This is a genomic window from Pseudomonas sp. GV047, from assembly GCF_003058245.1.
GTDB classification, from domain to species: domain Bacteria; phylum Pseudomonadota; class Gammaproteobacteria; order Pseudomonadales; family Pseudomonadaceae; genus Aquipseudomonas; species Aquipseudomonas marginalis.
Genome location: NZ_QCWA01000002.1, coordinates 472,452 through 496,986 on the forward strand (window position 1 = coordinate 472,452; position 24,535 = coordinate 496,986).

At 61.4% G+C, this 24,535-nt stretch carries 21 protein-coding genes; 10 read left to right on the top strand and 11 right to left on the bottom strand.

The annotated features are described in order from the left end of the window. Positions 1-29: 29 nt before the first annotated feature. From C8K58_RS07410 to C8K58_RS07425, 4 genes are all read left to right on the top strand, one after another. Complete coding sequence (locus C8K58_RS07410) at positions 30-851, top strand: ABC transporter substrate-binding protein (RefSeq protein ID WP_027608226.1); 822 nt, start codon at positions 30-32, stop codon at positions 849-851. Between the two features lie 29 nt (positions 852-880). Next, entirely contained in the window at positions 881-1,651 is a 771-nt protein-coding gene (locus C8K58_RS07415) for an amino acid ABC transporter permease (protein WP_027608225.1), read from the top strand. A gap of 166 nt (positions 1,652-1,817) precedes the next feature. Next, positions 1,818-3,128, top strand: coding sequence for an autotransporter domain-containing protein (locus tag C8K58_RS07420; RefSeq protein ID WP_108573477.1), 1,311 nt, complete (start codon positions 1,818-1,820; stop codon positions 3,126-3,128). Positions 3,129-3,236: 108 nt separating this feature from the next. Continuing rightward, positions 3,237-4,406, top strand: coding sequence for a hypothetical protein (locus tag C8K58_RS07425; RefSeq protein WP_027608223.1), 1,170 nt, complete (start codon positions 3,237-3,239; stop codon positions 4,404-4,406). A gap of 66 nt (positions 4,407-4,472) precedes the next feature. Here C8K58_RS07425 and oadA read toward each other — a convergent pair whose 3' ends face one another. Both oadA and C8K58_RS07435 read right to left on the bottom strand, forming a co-directional pair. Beyond that, on the bottom strand, positions 4,473-6,281 hold the full coding sequence (oadA, locus tag C8K58_RS07430) for a sodium-extruding oxaloacetate decarboxylase subunit alpha (RefSeq protein WP_027608222.1): 1,809 nt from the start codon (positions 6,279-6,281) through the stop codon (positions 4,473-4,475). Positions 6,282-6,292: 11 nt separating this feature from the next. Beyond that, positions 6,293-7,708 (bottom strand): acetyl-CoA carboxylase biotin carboxylase subunit, encoded by a 1,416-nt coding sequence (locus tag C8K58_RS07435; protein ID WP_027608221.1) that lies wholly within the window; start codon positions 7,706-7,708, stop codon positions 6,293-6,295. Between the two features lie 195 nt (positions 7,709-7,903). On the opposite strand from C8K58_RS07435, the gene C8K58_RS07440 reads away from it, so the two are divergent. After that, entirely contained in the window at positions 7,904-8,878 is a 975-nt protein-coding gene (locus tag C8K58_RS07440; RefSeq protein ID WP_027608220.1) for a LysR family transcriptional regulator, read from the top strand. On the opposite strand, the gene C8K58_RS32665 is transcribed toward C8K58_RS07440, so the two are convergent. The 3 genes from C8K58_RS32665 to C8K58_RS07455 all read right to left on the bottom strand — a co-directional run bounded on the left by C8K58_RS32665 (position 8,808) and on the right by C8K58_RS07455 (position 13,131). After that, a complete protein-coding gene (locus tag C8K58_RS32665; RefSeq protein WP_074848013.1) occupies positions 8,808-9,005 on the bottom strand; it encodes a PA3496 family putative envelope integrity protein in 198 nt (65 codons plus the stop codon). The two genes, C8K58_RS07440 and C8K58_RS32665, sit on opposite strands and share 71 nt — an antisense overlap. A gap of 224 nt (positions 9,006-9,229) precedes the next feature. Continuing rightward, entirely contained in the window at positions 9,230-10,096 is an 867-nt protein-coding gene (gene hexR / locus C8K58_RS07450; RefSeq protein WP_010168370.1) for a transcriptional regulator HexR, read from the bottom strand. Between the two features lie 161 nt (positions 10,097-10,257). Next, positions 10,258-13,131 carry an EAL domain-containing protein gene (locus C8K58_RS07455; protein WP_108573479.1) on the bottom strand — a complete coding sequence of 958 codons (2,874 nt, stop codon included), beginning with the start codon at positions 13,129-13,131 and terminating at the stop codon, positions 10,258-10,260. Positions 13,132-13,410: 279 nt separating this feature from the next. On the opposite strand from C8K58_RS07455, the gene uvrD reads away from it, so the two are divergent. From uvrD to C8K58_RS07470, 3 genes are all read left to right on the top strand, one after another. Then, positions 13,411-15,594 (top strand): DNA helicase II, encoded by a 2,184-nt coding sequence (uvrD, locus tag C8K58_RS07460; protein ID WP_027608218.1) that lies wholly within the window; start codon positions 13,411-13,413, stop codon positions 15,592-15,594. A gap of 189 nt (positions 15,595-15,783) precedes the next feature. Then, positions 15,784-16,653 (top strand): Tim44 domain-containing protein, encoded by an 870-nt coding sequence (locus C8K58_RS07465; protein ID WP_092488165.1) that lies wholly within the window; start codon positions 15,784-15,786, stop codon positions 16,651-16,653. Positions 16,654-16,786: 133 nt separating this feature from the next. Next, positions 16,787-17,194, top strand: coding sequence for an SMI1/KNR4 family protein (locus C8K58_RS07470; protein WP_017739032.1), 408 nt, complete (start codon positions 16,787-16,789; stop codon positions 17,192-17,194). 75 nt (positions 17,195-17,269) lie between these two features. Here C8K58_RS07470 and C8K58_RS07475 read toward each other — a convergent pair whose 3' ends face one another. Continuing rightward, positions 17,270-19,033, bottom strand: coding sequence for a cation:proton antiporter (locus tag C8K58_RS07475; RefSeq protein ID WP_053127534.1), 1,764 nt, complete (start codon positions 19,031-19,033; stop codon positions 17,270-17,272). Positions 19,034-19,324: 291 nt separating this feature from the next. On the opposite strand from C8K58_RS07475, the gene C8K58_RS07480 reads away from it, so the two are divergent. Next, complete coding sequence (locus C8K58_RS07480) at positions 19,325-19,810, top strand: acyl-CoA thioesterase (protein WP_003177014.1); 486 nt, start codon at positions 19,325-19,327, stop codon at positions 19,808-19,810. A gap of 54 nt (positions 19,811-19,864) precedes the next feature. Here C8K58_RS07480 and pdxY read toward each other — a convergent pair whose 3' ends face one another. Beyond that, the gene (gene pdxY, locus C8K58_RS07485) at positions 19,865-20,737 is read right to left on the bottom strand and encodes a pyridoxal kinase PdxY (RefSeq protein ID WP_065926771.1); all 873 of its coding nucleotides are present in this window, start codon (positions 20,735-20,737) and stop codon (positions 19,865-19,867) included. Positions 20,738-20,854: 117 nt separating this feature from the next. On the opposite strand from pdxY, the gene C8K58_RS07490 reads away from it, so the two are divergent. Then, entirely contained in the window at positions 20,855-21,250 is a 396-nt protein-coding gene (locus tag C8K58_RS07490; protein WP_065926772.1) for a DUF3301 domain-containing protein, read from the top strand. On the opposite strand, the gene C8K58_RS07495 is transcribed toward C8K58_RS07490, so the two are convergent. From C8K58_RS07495 to dksA, 4 genes are read right to left on the bottom strand one after another with little or no spacing between them, the layout of a single operon-like run. Further along, a complete protein-coding gene (locus tag C8K58_RS07495) occupies positions 21,244-22,206 on the bottom strand; it encodes a GTP-binding protein (protein WP_108573481.1) in 963 nt (320 codons plus the stop codon). The two genes, C8K58_RS07490 and C8K58_RS07495, sit on opposite strands and share 7 nt — an antisense overlap. A gap of 44 nt (positions 22,207-22,250) precedes the next feature. Next, positions 22,251-22,895: a DUF1826 domain-containing protein gene (locus tag C8K58_RS07500; RefSeq protein WP_108573483.1), complete on the bottom strand. Its 645-nt coding sequence runs from the start codon at positions 22,893-22,895 to the stop codon at positions 22,251-22,253. Then, positions 22,895-24,100 (bottom strand): zinc metallochaperone GTPase ZigA, encoded by a 1,206-nt coding sequence (gene zigA / locus C8K58_RS07505; protein WP_027608211.1) that lies wholly within the window; start codon positions 24,098-24,100, stop codon positions 22,895-22,897. Before zigA ends, C8K58_RS07500 begins: the two co-directional genes overlap by 1 nt. 27 nt (positions 24,101-24,127) lie before the next feature. Beyond that, the gene (dksA, locus tag C8K58_RS07510) at positions 24,128-24,532 is read right to left on the bottom strand and encodes an RNA polymerase-binding protein DksA (protein WP_065926776.1); all 405 of its coding nucleotides are present in this window, start codon (positions 24,530-24,532) and stop codon (positions 24,128-24,130) included. Positions 24,533-24,535: the final 3 nt, after the last annotated feature.

The window sequence follows — 24,535 nt, forward strand, 5'->3', positions numbered from 1 at the left end:
AACAACCTCTTTTTTATTCAGGTGCCTCCTTGAAACTTAAACCGCTATTGGCCTTGGGCCTGACGATACTGGCTGCCTCCACCCAAGCCTTTGGCGGCGCGACCCTGGACCGGGTTGAGAAGAAAAAAGAACTGGTGGGCGTGCTGATGGAAAGCTACCCGCCGTTCTCGTTCCTCAACGAGCAAAACCAGCTCGACGGCTTCGATGTCGATGTGGCCAAGGCTGTCGCGCAAAAGCTCGGTGTGAAACTGCGCCTGGAAACGCCGTCGTGGGACGTGATCGCCGCCGGCCGCTGGAGCGGTCGCTATGACATCTGCATCTGCTCGATGACCCCGAGCAAGGCCCGCGCCGAGGTCTTCGACTTCCCGGTGGAGTATTACGCCTCCCCTGCCGTGATCGTGGTCAATGCCAAGGATGACAGCATCCACGGCGCCAAGGACCTGAGCGGCAAGAAAGTCGGCCTCACCAGCGCCTCCAGCTACGAGAGCTACCTGAACAAGAACCTGGTGATCGAAGGCGCCGAGGACACCCAGTTGCAGTACCCGTTCGAGAACGTGCAGATCGCCCCGTACGACACCGATAACGTCGCCTTCCAGGACCTTGGCCTGGGCGCCGGTGTACGCCTGGATGCAATCCTCACCAACCTGGTCACCGCCCAGCCGCGCCTGAACGAAGACAAACGCTTCAAGCTCGCCGGCACGCCGCTGTACGCCGAACCCAATTCGGTCGCCATCGAAAAAGGCGACGCCCAGTGGGACGCCAAGGTGCGTGAGGTATTTGCCCAGTTGAAACAGGACGGCACCCTGAGCAAACTGTCGCAAAAATGGATCGGTGCCGATATCAGCCAATGAGTGTTCCCCCAAAACCTGCGCGCGCCCTGCTGGGCTTTCGCACGCGGCTTTACCTGACCTGGGCGGCGCTGTTCGCCCTGTTTGCCAGTTTCTTCCTGAGCTTTGACCTGAAGTTCTCGATCATTCTCGACAAGCTGCCCAACCTGGTCGGCCTGCACCTGGCACCCAATGGCTTCCTGCAAGGCGCAGCGCTGACGCTGTTCCTGTGCCTGTGTGCGATTGCCGCCTCGTCGGTGCTGGGCTTTATCACCGCGCTCGGGCGCCTGTCCAAAAGTGCCGTGGCCTTTGGTATCGCCAGCTTCTACGCGTCGTTTTTCCGTGGCACGCCGTTGCTGATCCAGATCCTGCTGATCTATCTGGGCCTGCCGCAGCTGGGCCTGGTGCCGGGCGCCATCGTCGCGGGGATCATCGCGCTGTCGCTGAACTACGGCGCGTACCTGAGCGAGATCTTCCGCGCCGGCATCCTGGGCGTCCCTCATGGACAACGGGAAGCCGCATTGGCCCTGGGCATGCGCGACAGTGCGATCTTCTGGCACGTCACCCTGCCCCAGGCCATGCGCACCATCGTCCCGCCGGCGACCAACCAGTTCATCTCCATGCTCAAGGACTCGTCGCTGATCTCGGTGATGGGCGTGTGGGAAGTGATGTTCCTGGCGCAATCCTACGGGCGCTCCAGCTACCGTTATATCGAGATGCTCACCACCGCTGCGATCATTTACTGGGTGATGTCCCTCGGCCTGGAACTGATCCAGGCACGCATGGAGCGGCACTATGGCAAGGGGTATGCGAGGCGGGAGTGAGGTCATTGAAGTCACTATCGCCCTCAGGCTTACTGCGCCAATCGAGCTGAATTTTTATCGCATCGGACTAGAGACATCTCCCGCAAACACGCGGTGCTTGGCCTGACAGTTATCCCCCGGGTGCCCCGCTAAATTCCCCGCCTCATACATCAGGAGGTGGGTTTACATGCCACTCATTCAGAAACAACTCGTACTCGCCATCACGCTCGCGCTGGGGGCCACCTGTGCTCAGTACGCACAGGCCCGTGAAGACATGCAACCCGACAGCGAGTGGTTCGAACAGATTGCCAAACATCACCAGAAAACTCATTTCGACCCGGCCACTCCCACCCCCGAAGACTTCTATTTCATCGACCGAGCCAACAGTCGTAACGGCCTGAGCGTTGCCCGCGTGCTGGACTCGGCAGTGGATGCCGCGCTGGCATCGGAGGAGTTGAGTGACTGGGAAAAGTACCAGCGTGAAAACTACGGGCGGTACTTGAGCAGCCTGGAGCCAGGTCGCTTGGGTACGCTGCTGGAGCAATTGGCCGGCAGCCAGAACGCCAACCTGGGCACGGCCACTCAAAACAGCATGAAACGCTGGCACGCCAGCCTGCTGACAGCCATACGCCAATTGGATAACCACACCGGTGAGGACGGGCGTGTCTGGGTCCAAGGCCTGGCCAGCAGCGGTGCCCTCGATGCCCAACACGGCAGCGCCGGCTTGAAACAAAGCAGCCAGGGCCTGTTGCTGGGTGCAGATGGAGCAATCGATGACGCCTGGCGGGTCGGCGTGGTGGGCGGCAAGTCTGGCAGCGACCTGAGCGCCCGGCATTTCAACGGTGAAGTGGACAGCTGGCACCTGGGCGCCTATGCGGTGCGCCAGGACGGTCCATGGGCTTTACGCCTGGGCGCGCTGTACAGCAGCCATTCCGGGCAGAACACGCGCAGTGTGGACTTCGACTTCATCGATTACCGCGAACGCCTCACGGGCAAGTACAAGGCCCAGAGCCAGAACGCATTCGCCGAACTGGGCCATCGGTTCGTCACCGACGGCTTGTATGCCGAACCGTTTGCCGGAATCGGCTTCCAGCGGTATCACCGTGACCGCTTCTCCGAGAAAGGTGGCCATAGCGCGTTGAACGTGGGCACCCAGACCCAGCAAAACCTCAGCAGCACCTTCGGCCTGCGCTTGAGCCGCGACATCGCAGTGGCCGACCGGATCACCCTCAAGCCGCACCTGAGCGTCCATTGGAAACACTTGTATGGCGACACCAACAGCCGCGTACGCCAATCCTTTGCCAGGGAAACCCGCGAGGACTTCAACAGCGCGTTCAGCATCGGCGGTACCTCGCTGGACCGAGATAACCTGGCCTTGCGCACGGGGCTGGACATGCGTCTTTCGGAGCACCAGACCCTGAGCATCGCGTACACCGCCGAAGTGGGCGACAACAGCCGCAACCATGGACTAATGGGCCAATGGCAAAGCGCGTTTTAAGACAGAAACTGAAGAACCTTCACACTCACACAGGTCTTGAAGGCTGACATTAAGCACCACTTTTTGCTGGCTACACTCCGGTCTCCTATACAAAAGAGGCCGGAAATCATGATATCGACACTTTCGTTTTTCCCTCCCCTTGGTGCACTCTTCGCACAAAGCGCCAACGCCTTCGCCGAGGCTGCCACTCCGCCCGCCGCAGCACCCGAGCCACACACCGCGCCTCCAACCACTCCGCGCTCGTTCGGGCACGCCGCCCGCCAGGCCTCAAATGGCCAGCTCGACACCAATATTGTCAAAGTCATCACCACGCCTAACTCCCCGCGCCGCGACGGGATGAATATCGACGAGATCGCCGGCCTCACCCAAACCCCGTCCAACCTTGAGAAGTCACACATCATCAAAGCCGTCGACATCGTCAACAGCCCGGACGTGCACATCAATTCACCGGGTCATGGCCTGAGCAGCTCCGGGCTTACCTCTGTCTGGCTGGAGAATCGAGGAAGCATCACGGCCCAATCCGGCACAGGTGTGGCCCTGAAGGGAGAAAAGGCCGATGAGGTGATCAACCATGGCCTGATTGCAGGTGGCAATGGAGTCGCCCTGGACATGGGCGGCGGTGACGACCTGTTGGTTGTCAAAAATGGCAGCCGCTTCAAAGGCGAAGTCGATGGCGGCAGCGGTACCAACCAGGTGGTTCTCGAAGACACCAAAGGCGGCACGTTCGAAGGTGCGACCCGAATGCAACACCTGTGGGTCGGCAAGGGCGCCTGGGAACTGACCGGTGCACTGCACGACAATCGGCACGGCAAGGTGTACGGCGATGCTGCCTTGACCAACCGCAGCGTTATCAAGGGGACCCTGGATATTGATGCGGGCGGCAGCTATTCCGGCGGCACCGTCGACTCCCTTAATGTCGCGGGTACCCTGCTGCTCGATCCTGAAAATACACCACGGACCCGGATCAGGAAGGATCTGCACCTCAAACCAGGATCGACCATGGCGTTCAAAGTGGGCGCGGACCAAGCCCACTCCACGCTGAAAGTCGGCAATACGTTAACGCTGGATAACGCCACCCTGAAACTTGATGTACAGCCGGAAAGTGAAGCACTGCTCACGCGCCAGCTACGTATCGCGGATGCGGCATCCATCAAGGGAACATTCAGCGCCGTTACCAGCAACCTGACCACCCTGGAACCTGAACTGCTCTACAAACCTGAAGGTATTTTTGTCGGCTTCAAGCGCAAGCAGAGCGCCGCACCCTCCGTTGACCATTAAAAAATCGGCAAAAAAAAGGGGGGCACCTGCCCCCCCGAGGATTAAACGGTCGTGTCGAAGGCTGGATCAGCCTTCGATTTCAATCAGGATTTCGCCAGGGTTCACCCGGTCGCCCTTGGCCACGTGAACGGCGGTCACCTTGCCGGCAATCGCAGCCTGCACTTCGGTTTCCATCTTCATCGCTTCGGTGATCAGCACGGCCTGGCCGGCCTTGACCACGTCGCCTTCCTTGACCAGCACATCGACGATATTGCCCGGCATCGCCGTGCTGACATGCCCCGGCTCACTGGCCTGCTTGCGCTTGCTGCTGCCGCCGCCGACGAATTCGTTGAGCGGTTCGAACACCACTTCTTCCGGCATGCCGTCGATGGACAGGTAGAAATGGCGCTTGCCTTCGGCTTTCACACCGACACCGGTGATGTCCACGCGGTAGCTTTCGCCGTGCACGTCGATGACGAACTCGGTCGGCACGCCTTCGCCACCGGCACGGGCCACGCCGCCGGCTTCAGGGATAGGCAGCAGCACCTCAGGCGTCAGGGTGCCGGCGTCGCGTTCCTCGAGGAACTTGCGCCCGATGTCCGGGAACATGGCGTAGGTCAGCACGTCTTCTTCGGACTTGGCCAGTGCGCCGATTTCGCCGCGCAGCTTGGTCATCTCCGGCTTGAGCAGGTCGGCCGGGCGCACGTCGATCACTTCTTCGCTGCCGATGGCCTGGCGACGCAACTTCTCGTTCACCGTGCCCGGCGCCTTGCCATAGCCGCCTTGCAGGTACAGCTTCACTTCGTTGGTGATGGTCTTGTAGCGCTCACCGGCCAGCACGTTGAAGAACGCCTGGGTGCCGACGATCTGCGAAGTCGGGGTCACCAGCGGCGGGAAGCCGAGGTCTTCACGCACCCGTGGAATTTCAGCCAGCACTTCGCTCATGCGGTTCAGAGCGCCCTGCTCTTTCAACTGGTTGGCCAGGTTGGAAATCATCCCGCCCGGCACCTGGTTGACTTGCACACGGGTGTCGACGGCGGTGAATTCGCTTTCGAACTGGTGGTACTTCTTGCGCACGGCATAGAAGTACAGGCCGATCTCTTGCAGCAGCTCCAGGTCGAGACCGGTATCGAATTCGCTGCCTTTAAGGGCGGCGACCATAGACTCGGTGCCCGGGTGGCTGGTGCCCCAGGCGAAGCTGGAGATCGCGGTGTCGATATGGTCGGCACCGTTTTCGATCGCCTTGAGTTGGCACATCGCGGCCAAGCCGGCGGTGTCGTGGGAGTGGATAAAGATCGGCAGGCTCTGCTCGGCTTTCAGCGCCTTGACCAGTTCACCGGTGGCGTACGGCGTCAGCAGGCCGGCCATGTCCTTGATCGCGATCGAGTCGCACCCCATGGATTCCAGCTGCTTGGCCTGGGCCACGAAGGCCTCGACGGTGTGCACCGGGCTGGTGGTGTAGGCGATGGTGCCCTGGGCATGTTTGCCGGCGGCTTTGACCGCTTCGATGGCCACACGCAGGTTACGCACGTCGTTCATGGCGTCGAAGATGCGGAATACGTCGATACCGTTGACGGCAGCCTTGGCCACGAAGGCCTTGACCACATCGTCGCTGTAATGGCGGTAGCCCAGCAGGTTCTGGCCGCGCAGGAGCATTTGCAGGCGCGTGTTAGGCAACGCGGCGCGCAGTTTGCGCAGGCGCTCCCACGGGTCTTCCTTGAGGAAGCGTACGCAGGCGTCGAAGGTGGCGCCGCCCCAGACTTCCAGGGACCAGTAGCCGACTTTGTCGAGCTTGTCGCAGATCGGCAGCATGTCGTCGGTGCGCATGCGGGTCGCCAGCAACGATTGGTGGGCGTCGCGCAGGATGGTGTCGGTTACGAAGATTTTTTTAGTCATTGGAATGTTCCTCACAGGCCTGCGTGGGCGGCGATGGCGGCGGCGATGGCCAGGGCCAGCTCTTCGGGTTTGCGCTTGATCGAGTAGTTGGTCAGCTCAGGGTGGCTTTCCACAAAACTGGTGTTGAACTGGCCGCTGCGGAATTCCGGGTTACGCAGGATTTCCTGGTAGTAGGCGGCCGTGGTCTTCACGCCTTGCAGGCGCATGTCGTCCAGGGCACGCAGGCCGCGGTCCATGGCTTCTTCCCAGGTCAACGCCCAGACCACCAGCTTCAGGCACATGGAGTCGTAGAACGGCGGGATGGTGTAGCCGGTGTAGATCGCCGTGTCGGTACGCACGCCGGGGCCGCCGGGCGCGTAGTAACGGGTGATCTTGCCGAAGCTTGGGAGGAAGTTGTTCTTCGGGTCTTCGGCGTTGATGCGGAACTGCAACGCAAAACCACGGTGCTGGATGTCTTCCTGTTTCACCGACAACGGCAGGCCCGAGGCGATGCGGATCTGCTCGCGGACAATGTCGATCCCGGTGATTTCTTCGGTGATGGTGTGCTCCACCTGCACCCGGGTGTTCATCTCCATGAAGTACACCTCGCCCTCGGCGAGCAGGAACTCCACGGTGCCGGCGTTCTCGTAGCCCACGGCCTTGGCCGCACGCACCGAAAGGTCGCCGATGTAGGCGCGCTGTTCCGGGGTGAGCTGCGGGCTCGGGGCGATTTCGATGAGCTTCTGGTTACGGCGCTGGATCGAACAATCGCGCTCGAACAGATGCACCACGTTGCCGAAGCTGTCACCGAGGATCTGCGCCTCGATATGCTTGGGATTGACGATGCATTTTTCCAGGAACACTTCCGCCGAACCGAACGCCTTGGTGGCTTCGGAGATCACGCGGGGGAAGGCTTGCTCGAGTTCTTCGCGGCTGTTGCAACGGCGGATACCGCGACCGCCACCACCAGAGGTGGCCTTGAGCATCACCGGGTAACCAATGCGGTCGCCTTCGGTGAGGGCCTCGGTGATGTCGGCGACGTTGCCTTCGGTGCCGGGCGTGACCGGCACACCGGCCTTGATCATGCTGCGGCGGGCTTCGGTCTTGTCGCCCATGCGGCGAATCACTTCAGCCGAAGGGCCGATGAATTTGATTCCACGTTCGGCGCAGATGTCTGCCAGCTCGGCGTTTTCCGACAGGAAGCCGTAGCCGGGGTGCAGCGCATCGCAACCGGTTTCCACCGCCAGGTTCACCAGCTTGCGCGGGTTCAGGTAGCCGGCCAGCGGCTCGGCACCAATGCTGTGGGCTTCGTCGGCACGCTTGACGTGCAACGCATGGCGGTCGGCGTCCGAGTAAACCGCGACCGAGCGAATGCCCATCTCGGCGCAGGCACGCACGATTCGTACGGCAATTTCACCACGGTTGGCGATCAGGATCTTTTTTATCACTTGGAAATTCCCTTGAGCCGATTGCTGCGTTCTTCGACCCGCTGGAGCCGGGTCGGCGCGTGACTAAATGTTTCAAGCCAGTCGCAGCCACACACTAAGCCCGTGGAGGGATTAACAAAAATCAATAATTATTGGGTCGCTCATAAGTAAAGACTTATAGTTGGCCGGTCGACCTGGGGCGAGAGGATTTGATTAATGCGTAAGTCACTGATGCGTATGACATTGCGTCAATTGCAGATCTTCAATGAAGTGTGCGATTTGCGCTCTTACAGCCGCGCGGCCGAGGAAATGTCTCTCACCCAACCGGCCGTGAGCCTGCAAATTCGCCAGCTCGAAGAGCTGGTCGGCCAGCCGCTGTTCGATTATGTCGGCAAGAAGCTCTACATGACCGAGGCTGCCGAAGCCCTGCAACGGGCCAGCCGGGATATTTTCGGGCGCCTGGAAAACCTCGATATGCAGCTGTCGGACATGCAAGGCTCGTTGCAGGGCCAGTTGAAGCTCGCGATTGAATCCAGCGCCAAGTACTTCGTGCCGCACCTGTTTGCGGCGTTCAAACGCCAGCATCCCGAGGTGCAACTGCACTTGACGGTGGTCAACCGCGCCCAGGTGATCCGCCGCCTCTCCGACAACCGCGACGACCTGGTGATCATGTCCATGGTGCCCCAGGACATGGGCCTGGAATTCCTGCCATTCCTCAACAACCCGATCGTGGCCGTGGCGCCCCCCGATCATCCTTTGAGCCTGCAAGGGCCGTTGCGTTTGCAGGACCTGGAACCCTACACGCTATTGCTGCGCGAACCAGGCTCCGGCACGCGACTGGCCTGCGAGGAGTATTTCAAGGAGAAACGCGTGCACTTCACCCAAACGGTGGAAGTGGCCTCCGCCGAGGCGCAACGTGAATGCGTATGCGCCGGGCTGGGCGTGGCCTTGCTGACGCGCCATGCGGTCAATATGGAACTGGCCACCGGCGGACTCAAGGAGCTGCCGGTGGAAGAACTGCCGCTGTACCGCAGCTGGTGCCTGGTACAGGCCAAGGCCAAGCGCCTGTCACCGGTGGCCCATGCGTTCCTGGGCTTTATCCGCAGCGAACGGGTGCAGATCAGCGCGTTGGCTGAACGTTTCGCTGGGCAGCCGCGGGTGCCTGCCAGTGGAGTTCCGGGTAGTCACTGATGCTCTGCTGCAGCTGGCGCTGGTCGCAGCGGTCTTCGATTGCGCGACGGAACGCCATGCGGCGCTGGTCTTCCTGTTGACGACGGGTCTTGACGGAGCTGTTGCTGTCTTCGTAGGGCCGGGCCATTTGGAGTCTCCCAATGCGAGTACGGGGAGTACAGGATGGGTTGTAGCGATGACGGTTTAACGGCGCGGGGGTTACAGGACGATGAATCTTCCGGATAGGTAGACAAACCAAATGTGGGAGGGGGCTTGCTCCCGATTACGGTACATCAGCAGATTTCTCTTTGACTGACCCACTGCTATCGGGAGCAAGCCCCCTCCCACATTTTGAGCGTGTATGGCCCTGGATCAGTCGTCGAGGGCTTTGACGGACTTGGGCGACAACCGCAGGCTGCGCAAGCTGCGCTTCACGCTCTTGAGGTGGTTGACCAGGCTCGGGCCCCGCGCCATGGCAACGCCCATGGCCAGCACGTCGATCACCACCAGGTGCGCGATACGCGACGTCAGCGGGGTGTAGATCTCGGTGTCTTCGTGCACATCGATCGCCAGGTTGACCGTGGACAGTTCCGCCAACGGCGTCTGGCTCGGGCACAAGGTAATCAATGTCGCGCCGCTTTCACGCACCAGGTTGGCCGTGATCAGCAGGTCTTTGGAGCGGCCCGACTGGGAAATGCAGATCGCCACGTCGGTCGGCTTCAAGGTCACCGCCGACATCGCCTGCATGTGCGGGTCGCTGTAGGCCGCGGCGGTGAGCAGCAGGCGGAAGAACTTGTGCTGGGCATCGGCAGCCACGGCACCGGAAGCACCGAACCCGTAGAACTCGACGCGCTGGGCCTGGGACATGGCGGTCACGGCCTTTTGCAGCTCTACCGGGTCAAGCTTCTCGCGCACCTCCATGAGCGTGTGCAAGGTGGTGTCGAAGATTTTCAGGCTGTAGTCGGCGACGGAATCGTCTTCGTGGATCGCAAACTGGCCGAAGCTCGCGCCGGCGGCCAGGCTCTGGGCCAGCTTGAGCTTCAAGTCCTGGAACCCGGAGCAACCGATGGCGCGGCAGAAGCGCACGATGGTCGGCTCGCTGATGCCCACGCTGTGGGCCAGGTCGGCCATGGAACTGTGCATCACGGCCGCAGGGTCAAGCAGCACGTGATCGGCAACCTTGAGTTCCGATTTGCGTAACAGGTGGCGCGACTGGGCGATATGTTGCAACAGGTTCAAAGGGCAGGACTCTTGTTATTGGCAGGGCCAGGGATGTAGCAAGCTTGTAGTTATACTACAAGAATTGCCGTTTTGCCCGCCCGATGCATCACTAAATCGCCCTGATGCCCTTTGAATCAGCGGGCAGCTGCCTTGTAGCCATATGGGCGTGCGGACTGTCTTCAGGGAAAATCTGCATTGTTGCGTAACAAATCTGCCAGCCCTTCGGCCTCCATCGGCCGACTGATCAGGTAGCCCTGCACCTCATCGCATCGTTCTGTACGCAGGAAATCCAGCTGCTGCTGATCTTCCACGCCTTCGGCCACCACCTTGAGCGCCAGACCGTGAGCCATCGCAATGATCGCTCGGGTAATGGCGGCGTCTTCCCGTCCCTGGCCGAGGCCGCGAATAAAGGTCTGGTCGATCTTTACGTAATCCACAGGGATACGCTTGAGGTAACTGAGGGATGAATAGCCGGTGCCAAAGTCGTCGATCGCCAGCTTCACGCCCAGGTCGCGCAGTTGCTGGAAGGTCGCAATGATGTGTTCAACACTGTCGAGCAACTGGCTCTCGGTCAGTTCCAGTTCGAGGTATTGCGGGTCCAGGCCGGTCTCTTCCAATACCTGGCGCACCAGGCTGACCAGCTTGCCCTGGCGCAACTGGTGCACCGAGAGATTCACCGACACGCGGATCGGTGGCAGCCCCTGGCGCTGCCACTCACAGGCCTGCCAGCACGCCTGGCGCAGCACGAATTCGCCCAGCGGTACGATCAGGCCCGTTTCTTCGGCCAGGCCGATAAAATCGCCTGGCGGCACCATGCCCCACTGCGGATGCTCCCAGCGGATCAGCGCTTCGGCAGCGTCAAGCTTGCCGGTGGCCAGGCACAGTTTCGGCTGGTAGAACACCGTGAGCTGACGCTCATCGATGGCTTTGCGCAGATGGTTTTCCAGCTGCAAACGCTCCAGGGTGCTGGCTTGCAGGCTGTCGGTGTAGAACTGGAAGTTATTGCCGCCCAGGTGCTTGGCGTGCTGCATGGCCATGTTCGATTGACTGACCAGCGCGGAAATTTCCCGCGCGTTATCCGGCAACAGGCTGATCCCCATCGACGCACTCACCACCAACTCATGCCCTTCTACCGTCACCGGTACCCGCAGCTTGGCCAGCAGCCGCGTGGCCACCCGTGCCAGGCTCGACAGGTTGCCGTAGGCGTCGAACAGCACGGCGAACTCATCGCCGGACAAACGCGCGATGGTGTCGGCCTCGGGCAAGGCATTGATCAACCGACGGGCCATCTTTTGCAGCAACTGGTCGGCCACTTCATGGCCCAGGCTGTCATTGAGCAACTTGAAGCGGTCGAGGTTGATATGCAGCAACGCCAGGCTGCGCCCGCCTTGGCGTACACGCTGATGGGCCTCGCGCAGCCGTTCGCGGAACAGCGAGCGGTTGGCCAGGCCGGTCAACTCATCGTAGTGGGTGAGGTAGCGCATGCGCTCCTCGGATTCGCGCCGCGCTGACAGATCGGCGAAGAAGCCCACGATATGGCTGACCTTTCCCCGAACATCACGCACTACATTCAGTTGCAGCCACTGCGGGTACAACTCGCCGTTCTTGCGTGTTTCCACCAGCTCACCCTGCCAGGTGCCATGGCTGAGCAAGGCTTGGCGGATGACCGGGAAGTGGCGCCGGGCATCACGGCTGCTGGGCAGCTCCACGACGTTGCGGCCGAGCATGTCATCAATGTCAAAGCCGGTGACGCGACTGAAAGCCTGGTTGACCGCGATCAGCGCGTAGTCCGGGTCAAGGATGACGATGCCTTCGCTGGCTGCCTCGAATACGGTCGAGGCCAACCGCTGCTGCTCTTCCAGGGCCTTGCCGGCGCTGATGTCGCGGCGGGTGCCGAGCATTCGAATCACTCGCCCGCTGGGTGCACGCTCCACGGCGCGCCCGCGGTCTTCGATCCACACCCAGTGGCCATCGCCATGGCGCACGCGGTATTCCACCTGGTAATCCTCAGTGCGCCCCTTGAGGTGCTCCACCAGTGCCCGCTTGAGCAGCGGCAGGTCGTCGGGATGCAGGCGCGGCTTTAGGTGGCCGAGCATGGCCGTGACGTACTCGGGCTCGAGGCCGAACAGCTCTTTGAGCTGGGTGTGGTGAACCTCATCGGTTTGCAGGTTCCAGTCCCACAGGCCCAGCTCACTGGCTTGCAGGGCCATGGCCAGGCGCGCCTCGCTTTTATTCAGGGCCAGGCTGGCGGCGTCCAGTTCCTGGCTGCGTTGCGCCACGCGGTCCCGCAGGCCGATTTGCGCATCCCGCAGCTCCTGCTCGACCTGACGCCGCTGCTCGACTTCGCGCACCAGATCCTGATTCAGTTGCTCGCTGCGTTGCTGCGCCTGCTGCAGATGCTCGATCAATGCCTGGTTCTGGAAGCGCCGCAACAGCCCACGCTGGATCAGGCGGTTGACCTGCCACGCTACCACGCTCAGGGAGGCCAGCAGGATCAGGCCGAGCACACCCCAGCCCTGTTGCTGCGGGGCGCCATTCCAGAACAGATAGGCAATGGCCGGCACCAGGCACGGCAAGGCAAAGGACAGGAACGCCGGCAGGCTCACGGCGTAGGCGACACTGGCTGACAGCGTCGCCGCCCCGATCAGGCCGAACACCCAGGCCTGTTGGATAAAGCTGTCCACCGGCACCAGGGCAATGGCCGCGGTGGCCAGGGTCAGGCCACTGACCGCCGAGCCGAGCATGAACATGCGCCGCCAGATCGGTTGGGCCTGGAGGCTGGGCATGGCCGAATCAAAGGCCGCCACCTGGATCACGCGCATGGCCACCAGGGCCAGCAGCCACACCAGCCAGACGCTGTCGAGCAGGTATTGCCTGGGGTTCCACAGCAGCCAGGCGCAGACCAGGCCGTTGACCAGCATTAATAAGGTGGGCAGCAACGAGCCCTGATAGAGCAGGCGTGTGCGCTCGACCGCCATCTCGGTAGCGTAATGTTTGCGGATAACCTGCGCGGGCGCCGCCGAGGGGCCGAGCAGGTCGGTGCTGAGAGTCATAGGCAGTGTTCTTATAATGGTGAGCCCGAAACGTCGACGGAGCATACACAAGCAAGCGCTTGGGCCAAACTGCTCCAGATCATAAAAGTCACCCTGTGAACAGCCGCAAACCTTGGGGCCAGACCCCTTGAGCGAGGCCCGGCGCGGGCTGTGGCCCATGACTTACCGGTCATCAGCCCTGCCAGAATGTTTGCCCGGCCGGGACCACGCGAGACGTTTTGCGTCGACCACCCGGCATTGGGATTTGCCCGAGCCCCCTTAGGCCCATAGAATGCGTCGATGCGCGATGATCTCTCTCTTTTGCTGAACTCCCTCAACGATGCCCAACGCCAGGCCGTAGCGGCCCCCGTTGGCCGTCAGTTGGTCCTGGCCGGTGCCGGCTCCGGTAAAACCCGAGTGCTGGTGCACCGTATCGCCTGGTTGATCCAGGTCGAGAACGCGTCCCCGCATTCGATCCTGTCGGTGACTTTCACCAACAAGGCCGCTGCCGAGATGCGCCACCGCATCGAGCAGTTGATGGGCATCAGCCCGGCCGGCATGTGGGTGGGCACCTTCCACGGCCTGGCGCACCGCCTGTTGCGGGCACACTGGCAGGAAGCGGGCCTGGCCCAGACCTTCCAGATCCTCGACAGCGATGACCAGCAACGCCTGGTCAAGCGCGTGATCCGCGAGCTGGGTCTCGACGAGCAGCGCTGGCCGGCGCGCCAGGCCCAGTGGTTTATCAACGGCCAGAAAGACGAAGGCCTGCGCCCGCAGCACATCCAGGCCAGCGGCGATTTGTTCCTGGCCACCATGCGCAGCATTTATGAAGCCTACGAGGCCGCCTGCGCCCGCGCCGGCGTCATCGACTTCTCCGAGCTGCTGCTGCGCGCCCTCGACCTGTGGCGCGACAATCCGGGTTTACTGGCCCATTACCAGAAACGCTTCCGTCACATTCTGGTGGACGAGTTCCAGGACACCAACGCCGTGCAGTACGCCTGGTTGCGTCTGCTGGCCAAGGGCGGCGACAGCCTGATGGTGGTGGGCGACGACGACCAGTCGATCTACGGCTGGCGTGGCGCGAAAATCGAGAACATCTACCAGTATTCCGAGGACTTCCCGGACGCGGTCACCATCCGCCTGGAGCAGAACTACCGCTCCACCGCCGGCATCCTCAAGGCCGCCAACGCCTTGATCGCCAACAACACCGGGCGCCTGGGCAAAGAGCTGTGGACCGACGGCGGCGAAGGCGAGGCGATCAACCTGTATGCCGCGTTCAACGAGCACGATGAAGCGCGCTACGTGGTGGAAACCATCGAAAGCGCGCTGAAAACCGGGCTTGCCCGTAGCGATATTGCGATTCTGTACCGTTCCAACGCCCAATCGCGGGTGCTGGAAGAAGCCTTGCTGCGCGAGCGCATCCCGTACCGCATTTATGGCGGCCAACGCTTCTTCGAGCGTGCGGAAATCAAGAACGCCATGGCTTACCTGCGTTTGCTCGAAGGCCGTGGCAACGACGCGGCACTGGAGCGGGTGATCAATATCCCGGCCCGTGGCATCGGCGAGAAAACCGTCGAGGCGATTCGCGACCACGCGCGCCATGCCGATGTGTCGATGTGGGAGTCCATGCGCCTGCTCATCGCCAATAAAGGCCTGACCGGCCGTGCTGCCGGGGCGCTGGGGGTGTTTGTCGAGTTGATCGAGAACCTCGCGGCCAAGTGTTCGGAAATGCCCCTGCACCTGATGACCCAGACGGTGATCGAGCAATCCGGGCTGATTGCCTATCACGAAGCGGAAAAAGGCGAGAAAGGCCAGGCCCGGGTAGAAAACCTCGAGGAACTGGTCAGCGCCGCCCGCGCGTTCGAAAACACCGAGGAAGACGAAGAGCTGACCCCGCTCGCCGCCTTCCTCGGCCATGCATCCCTGGAAGCCGGCGACACCCAGGCCGATGAGCATGAAGACAGCATCCAGTTGATGACCTTGCATAGCGCCAAGGGCCTGGAGTTTCCGTATGTGTTCCTGGTGGGCATGGAAGAAGGCCTGTTCCCCCACAAGATGAGCCTGGAAGAGCCCGGCCGTCTTGAAGAGGAACGCCGCCTGGCCTATGTGGGCATCACCCGCGCAATGCAGAACCTGGTGATGACCTACGCCGAGACCCGACGCCTGTACGGTAGCGAGACCTACAACAAGGTGTCGCGCTTCGTACGTGAAGTGCCGAAGGGACTGATCCAGGAAGTGCGCCTGTCCAACAGCGTCAGCCGTCCGTTCGGCGGGGGCCAGCAGCAGAACTCCAGCAGCATGTTCGCCGGTTCCGAGATTCCGGAAACCCCATTCAGCCTGGGCCAGCAGGTCAGGCATGCGATCTTCGGCGAAGGCGTGATCCTCAACTTCGAAGGCGCCGGTGCCCAGGCTCGGGTACAGGTGAACTTCGCCGAAGGCAGCAAATGGCTGATGATGGGCTACGCGAAGCTCGAAGCGGTCTGAAACATTTGCCTACATGAAGGTTATTGGCCCGCCCTTGTTTTTAATGAGCGCGGGCCAATATCTGTAATACGTCCTACAGACCATTCTGTTTCGGTCTTACGCAAAAGCCCGAAACATTATGTCGCTAGCCACTGTCACTACACCTGTGCAACATGGCGCGCGTGCAATCCACAAATGGGAATTCCCTTTATGAAACGTTTTCTTAGCATCGCCATGGCGTTGTGCATCGGCCTGACGATGAGCCTCGACGCCAACGCCAAACGCTTCGGTGGCGGCAAAAGCTCGGGCGCGGCGCCGACTCACCAGACCAGCCAAATGGCTCCATCCGCCGGTGCCGGCGGTGCTGCCGCTACCGCAGGCGCAGCCGGTGCTGCCGGCGCCGCTGCCAAGGCCGGCGGTGCTTCGCGCTGGTTGGGCCCGCTGGCCGGTATCGCGGCCGGTGGCCTGCTCGCTTCCATGTTCATGGGCGGCGGCTTCCAGGGCATGCAGATCTTCGACATCCTGATCATGGCGGTCATCGCCTTCCTGGTCTTCCGTTTCATCGCCGCCCGTCGCCGCAAGCAGCAGGAGCACATGGCTCCGGCCGGCGCGCCGATGCAGCGTGAAGTGTTCGAGCAGAAGCCAGCCATGGGTTCGATCTTCGGTGGTTCGGCAGCGCCTGCCGCAGCCCGCCCGGTGATCAACGCACCGGCGTGGTTCAACGAAGAGCGTTTCGTCGAAGCGGCCCGCAGCCACTTCCAGTCCCTGCAGCAGCACTGGGACGCCAACGAAATGGACAAGATCTCCGAGTTCGTGACCCCGCAACTGCTGGAGTTCCTCAAGCGCGAACGCGCCGACCTGGGCGACGGCTTCCAGTCGACCTATATCGACGACCTGCACGTGCAACTGGAAGGTGTGGATGATCGCGCCGACAAGACCATCGCAACTTTGACCTTCAGTGGCGTGTCGAAGACTTCGCGTTTCGACCAGGGTGAAGTGTTCAGCGAAAGCTGGAACATGGAACGTGCCCAAGGCGACAACCAGCCATGGCTGGTCGCCGGTATCCGCCAGAACGGCTGATACCCACGCGCTTGAGCAAGCCGTAACAAAACCCCGGACCTGTCCGGGGTTTTCTATTTCACGGTTGCACTTATGGCGAGCTACTGTATAAAACGCCCCTATAAACCGCGCCATCAGCAAGAGGATCCCGGCCGTGGAAGAAATCATCGAACAATTGCGTGAAGCCAATGAACCGGTTCCGGTTCCTCTGGAGTTGCCTGACGAAGATCAACTGGTGGAAATCGAGGAACAGCTGTTCATCGACATCCCGTTTGTCTTCCGTGAATTCCTGCTGACCGTCAGCGACGTGGTGTACGGCAGCCTGGAGCCGGTGACTGTCACCGACCCGCAATCCCACACCTACCTGCCGGACGTGGCTGCCAACGCCTGGGATGCCGGTGTTGACCGCAGCATGATCCCGATCTGCCAGGACGGTGACGATTACTACTGCGTCGAAGAAGACGGCACCGTGGTGCTGTGGTCCGGCGAAGAAGAACTCGTCACCGAAGAAACCTGGGAGTCGGTGTGGCACTGGGCGCGGGACGTCTGGCTGGAAAGCTGACACCTGATCCCCCTGGCGAACGGGCTTGCTGTGGTGAGCGGGCTTGTCCCGCGCCGGGCCGCGCAGCGGCCCCCACTAGTGCTCCGGCGTATCCTTATGGTTATCCAGCGTCTCCAGCAAGGCGACCTGCATCCGCGTATGCACGCGGATGAACCATCGCCAGAGCACCGCCGCCACCGCTGCCGTGACCACGGCAATCAGCACCAGCAACTTGTTGGTCGGCAGAATACTGGCCGACAAGGCTGCCAATAGCACAAAGATCACCAGCAGCGACAAAATCGGGATCAGCTCCGCAATCACCCGGCGCACCCGCTGGGTATGTCGCCCGGCCATCTCCGGTTTCACGCTCATCTCCGCCAGCAACATCGACAGCGCCTTGAGCTTGCGGTACGCCGCAATCAGGAACGGCAGCGACAACAGCAATGCCCCACCCCAGATCAACGCCTTCTGCCAGCTTGGATCACTGATCCAACCCTCCAGATACCCACCAATGCGCACCGCGAAAAAGCTTCCGGCGAAGAAAATCGCGATCACCAGCGCCAGGTTCACGCCCACCTGCAGGATGATCTTGCGGATCATCGACGCCAGCATTGCGCCCTCGCCTTGCGGCTGAATACTGCGCAACCATTCGCCGTACATGCCAAACACCCGGCTCATACGCTTGGGCATCACGGCGGCGATCTTCAATGACAAGGGGTCGGCGCCGCGAATCAGGTACGGCGTGAGCAGCGTAGTGATCGCCGAAACGGCCACCGCCACCGGATACAGGAAGTCGCTGGTGACCTGCAAGGTCATACCCAGCGCGGCGATGATGAAGGAAAACTCGCCAATTTGTGACAGCCCCATGCCTACGCGCAGTGAGGTACGGCCGTCATTGCCGGCGATAAAGGCACCCAGGCCGCAGGACAGCATCTTGCCCAGCACCACGGCCACGGTGATCACCGCGATCGGCCAGGCGTATTGCAGGAGGATCTGCGGGTCGATCATCAAGCCGATCGCCACGAAGAAGATCGCGCTGAACATGTCGCGAACCGGCTCGATCAGGCGCTCGATCTTAACCAATTGCCGGGACTCGGCCATGATCGCACCGATCAGAAACGCCCCCAGCACCATGCTGTACTCCAGTTTGACCACCAGCAGGCAGAAACCGAAACACAGGCCCAGCACGGTGATCAGCAGCATTTCGTTGCTTTCGAACTTGGCCACGTAGGCCAGCAGGCGCGGCACCAGCAAAATACCGATGACCAACGCGACGATCATGAACAGCGAGAGCTTGCCGACCGTGGAGAACACCTCGCCGGAACTCACCGTACCGCTGACGGCGATGCTCGAGAGCAAGGCGATGATGCCGATGCCGAGGATGTCTTCCACAATCAGCACGCCAAAAATAAGTTGGGCGAAGCGCTGGTTTTTCATCTTCAGGTCATTGAGTGCCTTCACGATGATGGTGGTGGAGGAAATCGCCAGGATCGCGCCGAGGAACAGCGAGTCCATGGTGTTCCAGTCGAACCAGCGGCCAATCTCGTAGCCGATCCAGATCATCAGGATGATTTCCAGGAAGGCTGCGATAAACGCCGTGGCCCCCACCTTGAACAGCTTGCGCAGGCTGAACTCCAGGCCCAGGCAGAACATCAGGAAGATCACCCCCAGCTCGGCGAGGGTCTTGATGGTGTCTTCGTCGTGGATCAGGCCGAACGGCGGGGTGTGCGGACCAATGATGAAGCCGGCGACGATGTACCCCAGCACTACGGGTTGCTTGAGGCGGTGAAACAGGACGGTGACCACCCCTGCCACCAGCATGATCACGGCCAAGTCCTGGATAAAGCTGATGGCGTGCATGGCGAGGGGCTCCTTGAGGGTACTGGCGCTTTTCCCACTTCCGCACGCGCCTTTGAAAAATCGCAAAGTGCGGAAGGAAAAGTCTGCCTTGATCGTAAGAAATGCCCTGAGATGGGCTTTTGAAGGTTAACACCGCGACTTCCGCCGGAAAGCCGGTGCAATATATGGAAACAGATCGGTGAACGCGTGACGGCAAGCCGCCCACCGGCGTCCCGTAAGGGATGGCGCTGCAAAGATCCCAGCACCCGCAGAGGTGCCCCCCAACCAATGCCTACAACCCGTGAGTGTGCTATGGAACCCGGAAACGCCCAGCTGTCGATGACGGTATTGATGACCCCTGACATGGCCAACTTCTCAGGCAATGTCCACGGCGGCACCTTGCTCAAGTACCTCGACGAAGTGGCCTACGCCTGCGCGAGCCGTTATGCCGGTCGCTATGTGGTGACGCTGTCGGTGGATCAGGTGATTTTTCGCGAGCCGATCCATGTCGGCGAGCTGGTGACATTCCTTGCATCGGTCAACTACACCGGCAATACGTCGATGGAAGTGGGCATCAAGGTGGTGACCGAGAACATCCGCGAGCGCTCGGTGCGTCATACCAACAGCTGCTTCTTCACCATGGTGGCCGTGGACGACCAGCGCAAACCCGCTGCCGTGCCACCGCTGCAACCCCATAACAGTGAAGACAAGCGCCGGTTCGTGCAGGCCCAGCAGCGCCGGCAGATCCGCCAGGAACTCGAGAAGCGCTACCAGGAAATCAAGGCTGACGCGCTGTAAGTCCAACCAAAAATGGGGGAGGTTTGCCCCCCTCCCACATTGGGTTCTGTGTACTTACAGGCTGATCGGCGTCGCCTCGAAACGTACGCGAGGATGGGCGATGCGGTCCTGGGCGCGGACCAGTTCCAGCTCGTAACTGGCGCAGGCCTGGGTTTCCAGCAGTACTTCGTGCACCGCCGCGGCCGTGAACTCAAAAGCCGCCAACAGACTGTCGCCCAGCAACACCCGCGCCAGGAACAGCCCCGACGTCAGGTCGCCCACGCCCACCGGCTGGCGCGGGAACGCCAGCAGCGGCCGACGCAGGTGCCAGCTGCCCTCAGCGGTTACCAGCAGCATCTCGAAACCATCCGGCAACTTGCCCGGGTAATCCAGGTGCTTGACCAGCACCGCCTTCGGGCCACGGGCCAGCAATGCCTTGGCCATGCCCAGGCAGTCGAACAGCGATTGCGGCTTGCGCCCGGCAAAGCTGTCCAGTTCCAGTTGGTTGGGGCACAGGAAGTCGGCCATGGCCGCCGCTTCATCCAGCAGGAAATCGCTGACGTCCTGCGGCACGATGCAGCCCTTTTCCGGATGGCCCATCACCGGGTCGCACAGGTACAGGGCCTTGGGGTTGATGGCCTTGATGCGCGCCACACCGGTAAGAATCGCGCGGCCCTGATCCGCACTGCCCAGGTAGCCAGACAGGATCGCATCGCAGTTGCCCAGCTCGCCGATGGCGGCAATGCCTTCCACCAACGCAGGAATCTGCTGCGGCGCCAGCACTTCGCCCGCCCACTGACCATACTGGGTATGGTTGGAGAACTGCACCGTGTTCAGCGGCCAGACGTTCACCCCGACCCGCTGCATGGGGAACACGGCGGCGCTGTTTCCGGCGTGGCCAAAGACCACATGAGACTGGATCGCAAGCAGATGAGGTGTGCGTTTCATGCAGGAGATTTCCGTAAAGCCATTGAAATTCTGGCCGCGCAGTATGCGACTAAACGCAGCCTGTACGACAGACCGACGACACAGTTAAGCTGCTCTCACTTTGTTGGAGTTTTTCGCATGCTGACCCTGGGAAACATCTTCGTGTTGATGCTGCTGGCGACCGGCGCCGCCTGGGTATGGCACAACCACGGCCTGCGAGAGCGGGCGTTGGCGCGGGTCAAGCAGCATTGCGCCAAGCTCGATATCGAATTGCTCGACGGCGCCGTGGCGTTGAAGCGCATCGGTTTTGTGAAGGATGCCAACGGTCGGCGACGTCTGGCGCGTATCTACAATTTCGAGTTCACCGTCACGGGCGAGACCCGTCACAGCGGGACCATCACGCAATTCGGCGCCCACAGTGCGCAGATCGAACTGGCGCCCTACCCGTTCGAGGTCAAGGAAGCACTGCCCAGCGCCAATGTGATCGAGCTGAGCCAATGGCGCCAGGACCACGCCACCAAGAACCGTCAGTAACGACAGGCAGCCAGTGCGGCCTGCAATGCGGCTACGTCCTGGGGTGCACTGAAGATCAGTTCGATACGTGAGTCGCGACGCCATTCGCTGGGTTGCCAGGCAAGCGGGCTGTTATCCACCGCGTTGGCCGAGATCCATCCATCACGGCTGTGGATAACCAGTTTGGCGCGGCGCCACTCAAGGGATGTCAGCCACAGGTGCAGACGCTCGGAATCGAATTGCTGGCTCGGGTGCCAACGCCAACCGATACTCCAACCGCCCTCCTGGGCCTGGCTCAGGCAGATCGGCACTGCTGGATCGCTCCAGATAGCCGGCAATTGAGCCAGCCCCTTAGGCACGGCAAAGTTATCCACAGCCGCTTCAGCCTGCGCATTCAAGCCTGGCAGTTTGCCGAGCGGCACGTGCGCCTGGCGCGTCCAATAAATATCGCGGTCGGGTAGCTGTCGTTCGACGGCCTCGCGTTGCGCAGCATCCAACCCTTCATCCTTGTTCAACACCAACAGCCCGGCACTGGCCAGCGCTTCCTGCTGCGCTGGCGGCAAGGGTTTGCCCGCTGCCAGCGCCTGGGCATCCAGTACCAACACACAGGGCTGAACCGCCAGCACCTGCTGCCACGGCGCTTCGCGCAACTGCTTGAGCAACTGTGCAGGATGGCCCAGGCCCGAGGGTTCGATAAACAACCGATCCGGCTTGGCCTTACGCAGCAACCGGCCCAGGCCGACCTGGAACGGTGCGCCATTCACACAACAAAGGCAGCCACCGGCGACTTCACCCAGGGCAATGCCATCGTCACCCAGGCTCAGCAATGCCGCGTCCAGGCCGATCTGGCCGAACTCGTTGATCAACACCGCCCAGCGCTCGTTGGCCGGGCGTTGGGCAAGCAGGTGCTTGATCAGGCTGGTCTTGCCGGCGCCCAAGGGCCCGGCAATCACGTGGGTGGGAATGTTCTGCAGCATGGGTGCCATCTTTCGGACCGTGTAGAGGGTTTGATCCTACGCGGTTACGCGAGCCAATCCAGCGTCAGAATCAATCGGCGCTCATCCGCTTTCAGCGCGGGGGAGCGATGGATCAGGCCGTGATCTTCGTTGCCATGCCATTTGCTGCCTTTGAGCAGGGCCACTTCACCGCACTGGATCTGTTCGATGCGCTCACTCGGTTCGGCGTCCGGTTGGCTGAGCTTGCGGCGGTCCATCACCCCTTCGCGCAACCACTGGCTGCCGATGCCGGCATAGGTGGTGATCAGCCGTACCGGCACATGGTCAACGTGAAAACGCGGGCACATGGCTTTATCCAGCAGCCGCAGGCGCACACCGATGCGCTTGGCGCCGAGCAGGCACGCAAAGGCGCTGACCAGCCACGACACATCGGCGACAAAACCTTCGTAGCCTTCAAGATCGCGGCAACTGGATGCCAGACCGCACAGGTTCGGCTCGGCGTCTTCGTTGTTGAGTTCGATCACCAAGGACTCGGCCAACGGCTCATTGAGCGCCACCAGCAAGGCGCCGAACTCGGCAATATGCAACGGCAATTGGCGCTGCCACAGCGCCAGGTTCACGCCGTCTTCGAGAATATCGGACAGCGCCAGCGGGGTTTCACCACAGGTCTGGCGAACCACCGGGCGCAAGGGGATAAGCGGTGCCAGCATCAGGCGGCCTCTTCATACCAGGGACCAAACGGATCAGCCAGCAGGCGCCAACCTTCGACACCCAGGGCCAGTTCTTCATCGGTGAGCAAGCACGCGTCCAACTCGGCACGCATCCGCGCGAAGTCGATGTTTTGTCCGATAAACACCAGTTCCTGACGGCAGTCGCCAGTACTGAGCTGCCAGTTGCCCATGATGGCGGCGACGCTTTCTTCGTCCTGGGGCCATTGGCTTTTCGGCACAAAGCGCCACCAGCGTCCGGCAAAGCCATGGCGCATCAAGCCACCGGCCTGGGACCAGCTGCCCGCATCCTGGTGCTTGCTGGCCAGCCAGAAAAAGCCCTTGGAACGCAGCAATTTGCCGTTGACCCAAGGCCGGTCGATAAAGTCGAAGAAGCGTTGCGGGTGGAAGGGCCGACGTGCGCGGTAGGCCGTGGAGGCGATGCCGTACTCTTCGGTTTCCGGTACATGTTCACCCCGCAACTCCTGCAACCAGCCCGGCGCCTGCGCGGCACGTTCGAAGTCGAAGCGGCCGGTGTTGAGGATCTTGTGCAGCGGCACCTCGCCCATGACCATCGGGATGATTTCCGCCTGGGCGTTGAGACGTTCAAGGATCGCCATCAGTTCCTCGCGCTCATGGCTGCTGATCAGGTCGATCTTGCTGATCAGGATCACATCGGCGAATTCGATCTGCTCGATCAACAGGTCGGTGATCGAGCGTTCGTCTTCCTCACCGAGGGTTTCGCCCCGTGAGGCTAGGCTTTCGGCAGCCTGGTAGTCGATCAGGAAGTTCATGCCGTCGACCACGGTGACCATGGTGTCCAGGCGCGCGATGTCGGCCAGGCTTTGCTCGTTTTCATCACGGAAGGTGAAGGTTTCAGCCACCGGCAACGGCTCGGAGATACCGGTGGATTCGATCAGCAGGTAATCGAAGCGACCTTCCTTGGCGAGTTTTCCGACTTCTTCGAGCAAGTCTTCACGCAAGGTGCAGCAGATACAGCCGTTGCTCATCTCCACCAGTTTTTCTTCGGAACGGTTGAGGGTAACGTCGCGCTGCACCTCGCTGCCGTCGATGTTGATTTCGCTCATGTCGTTGACGATCACCGCCACGCGCAGGTTTTCGCGGTTGCGCAGGACGTAGTTGAGCAGCGTGCTTTTACCGGCGCCGAGAAAGCCGGACAACACGGTAACGGGGAGACGATTGGGCATCAGGTAATCCTCATCAGGGTTGGCCGGTCAAATCGCCCGTTTATGGCGTTCGCGCAGCTCTTCACGTTCTTTGGCTTCGATACACAGGGTGGCGGTGGGGCGCAGCAGCAGGCGTTGCAGGCCGATGGGCTCGCCCGTTTCGCGGCACCAGCCGTATTCGCCGCGGGCGAGCAGTTCGAGGGCGTCGTCGATTTTGTCGAGCAGCTTCTTTTCCCGCTCCAGCAAGCGCAGTTGCCACTGGCGCTGTTCTTCGGCGCTGCCCACATCGGCCGGGTCGCTGTTGGGCTCCTGCTCGCGCAGCACCAGGAATTCGCCCTCGATGCGCGCTTGCAGTTCATGGCGCTGAGTCAGCAGCAGTTCGCGGAAAAAGCCCTGCTGGGCTTCATTCATGTAGTCGGCGGGCGGTTGGGCCAGCAGGTCTTGTTCGGTCATGGG

Bases quoted from the DNA above. Each gene is read 5' to 3' on its own strand.
- C8K58_RS07420 (WP_108573477.1), top strand. From the start codon at position 1,818: ATGCCACTCATTCAGAAACAACTCGTACTCGCCATCACGCTCGCGCTG.
- C8K58_RS07425 (WP_027608223.1), top strand. From the start codon at position 3,237: ATGATATCGACACTTTCGTTTTTCCCTCCCCTTGGTGCACTCTTCGCA.
- oadA (WP_027608222.1), bottom strand. From the start codon at position 6,281: ATGACTAAAAAAATCTTCGTAACCGACACCATCCTGCGCGACGCCCAC.
- C8K58_RS07440 (WP_027608220.1), top strand. From the start codon at position 7,904: ATGCGTAAGTCACTGATGCGTATGACATTGCGTCAATTGCAGATCTTC.
- C8K58_RS32665 (WP_074848013.1), bottom strand. From the start codon at position 9,005: ATGGCCCGGCCCTACGAAGACAGCAACAGCTCCGTCAAGACCCGTCGT.
- C8K58_RS07455 (WP_108573479.1), bottom strand. From the start codon at position 13,131: ATGACTCTCAGCACCGACCTGCTCGGCCCCTCGGCGGCGCCCGCGCAG.
- uvrD (WP_027608218.1), top strand. From the start codon at position 13,411: ATGCGCGATGATCTCTCTCTTTTGCTGAACTCCCTCAACGATGCCCAA.
- C8K58_RS07465 (WP_092488165.1), top strand. From the start codon at position 15,784: ATGAAACGTTTTCTTAGCATCGCCATGGCGTTGTGCATCGGCCTGACG.
- C8K58_RS07475 (WP_053127534.1), bottom strand. From the start codon at position 19,033: ATGCACGCCATCAGCTTTATCCAGGACTTGGCCGTGATCATGCTGGTG.
- C8K58_RS07480 (WP_003177014.1), top strand. From the start codon at position 19,325: ATGGAACCCGGAAACGCCCAGCTGTCGATGACGGTATTGATGACCCCT.
- pdxY (WP_065926771.1), bottom strand. From the start codon at position 20,737: ATGAAACGCACACCTCATCTGCTTGCGATCCAGTCTCATGTGGTCTTT.
- C8K58_RS07490 (WP_065926772.1), top strand. From the start codon at position 20,855: ATGCTGACCCTGGGAAACATCTTCGTGTTGATGCTGCTGGCGACCGGC.
- C8K58_RS07495 (WP_108573481.1), bottom strand. From the start codon at position 22,206: ATGCTGCAGAACATTCCCACCCACGTGATTGCCGGGCCCTTGGGCGCC.
- C8K58_RS07500 (WP_108573483.1), bottom strand. From the start codon at position 22,895: ATGCTGGCACCGCTTATCCCCTTGCGCCCGGTGGTTCGCCAGACCTGT.
- zigA (WP_027608211.1), bottom strand. From the start codon at position 24,100: ATGCCCAATCGTCTCCCCGTTACCGTGTTGTCCGGCTTTCTCGGCGCC.
- dksA (WP_065926776.1), bottom strand. From the start codon at position 24,532: ATGACCGAACAAGACCTGCTGGCCCAACCGCCCGCCGACTACATGAAT.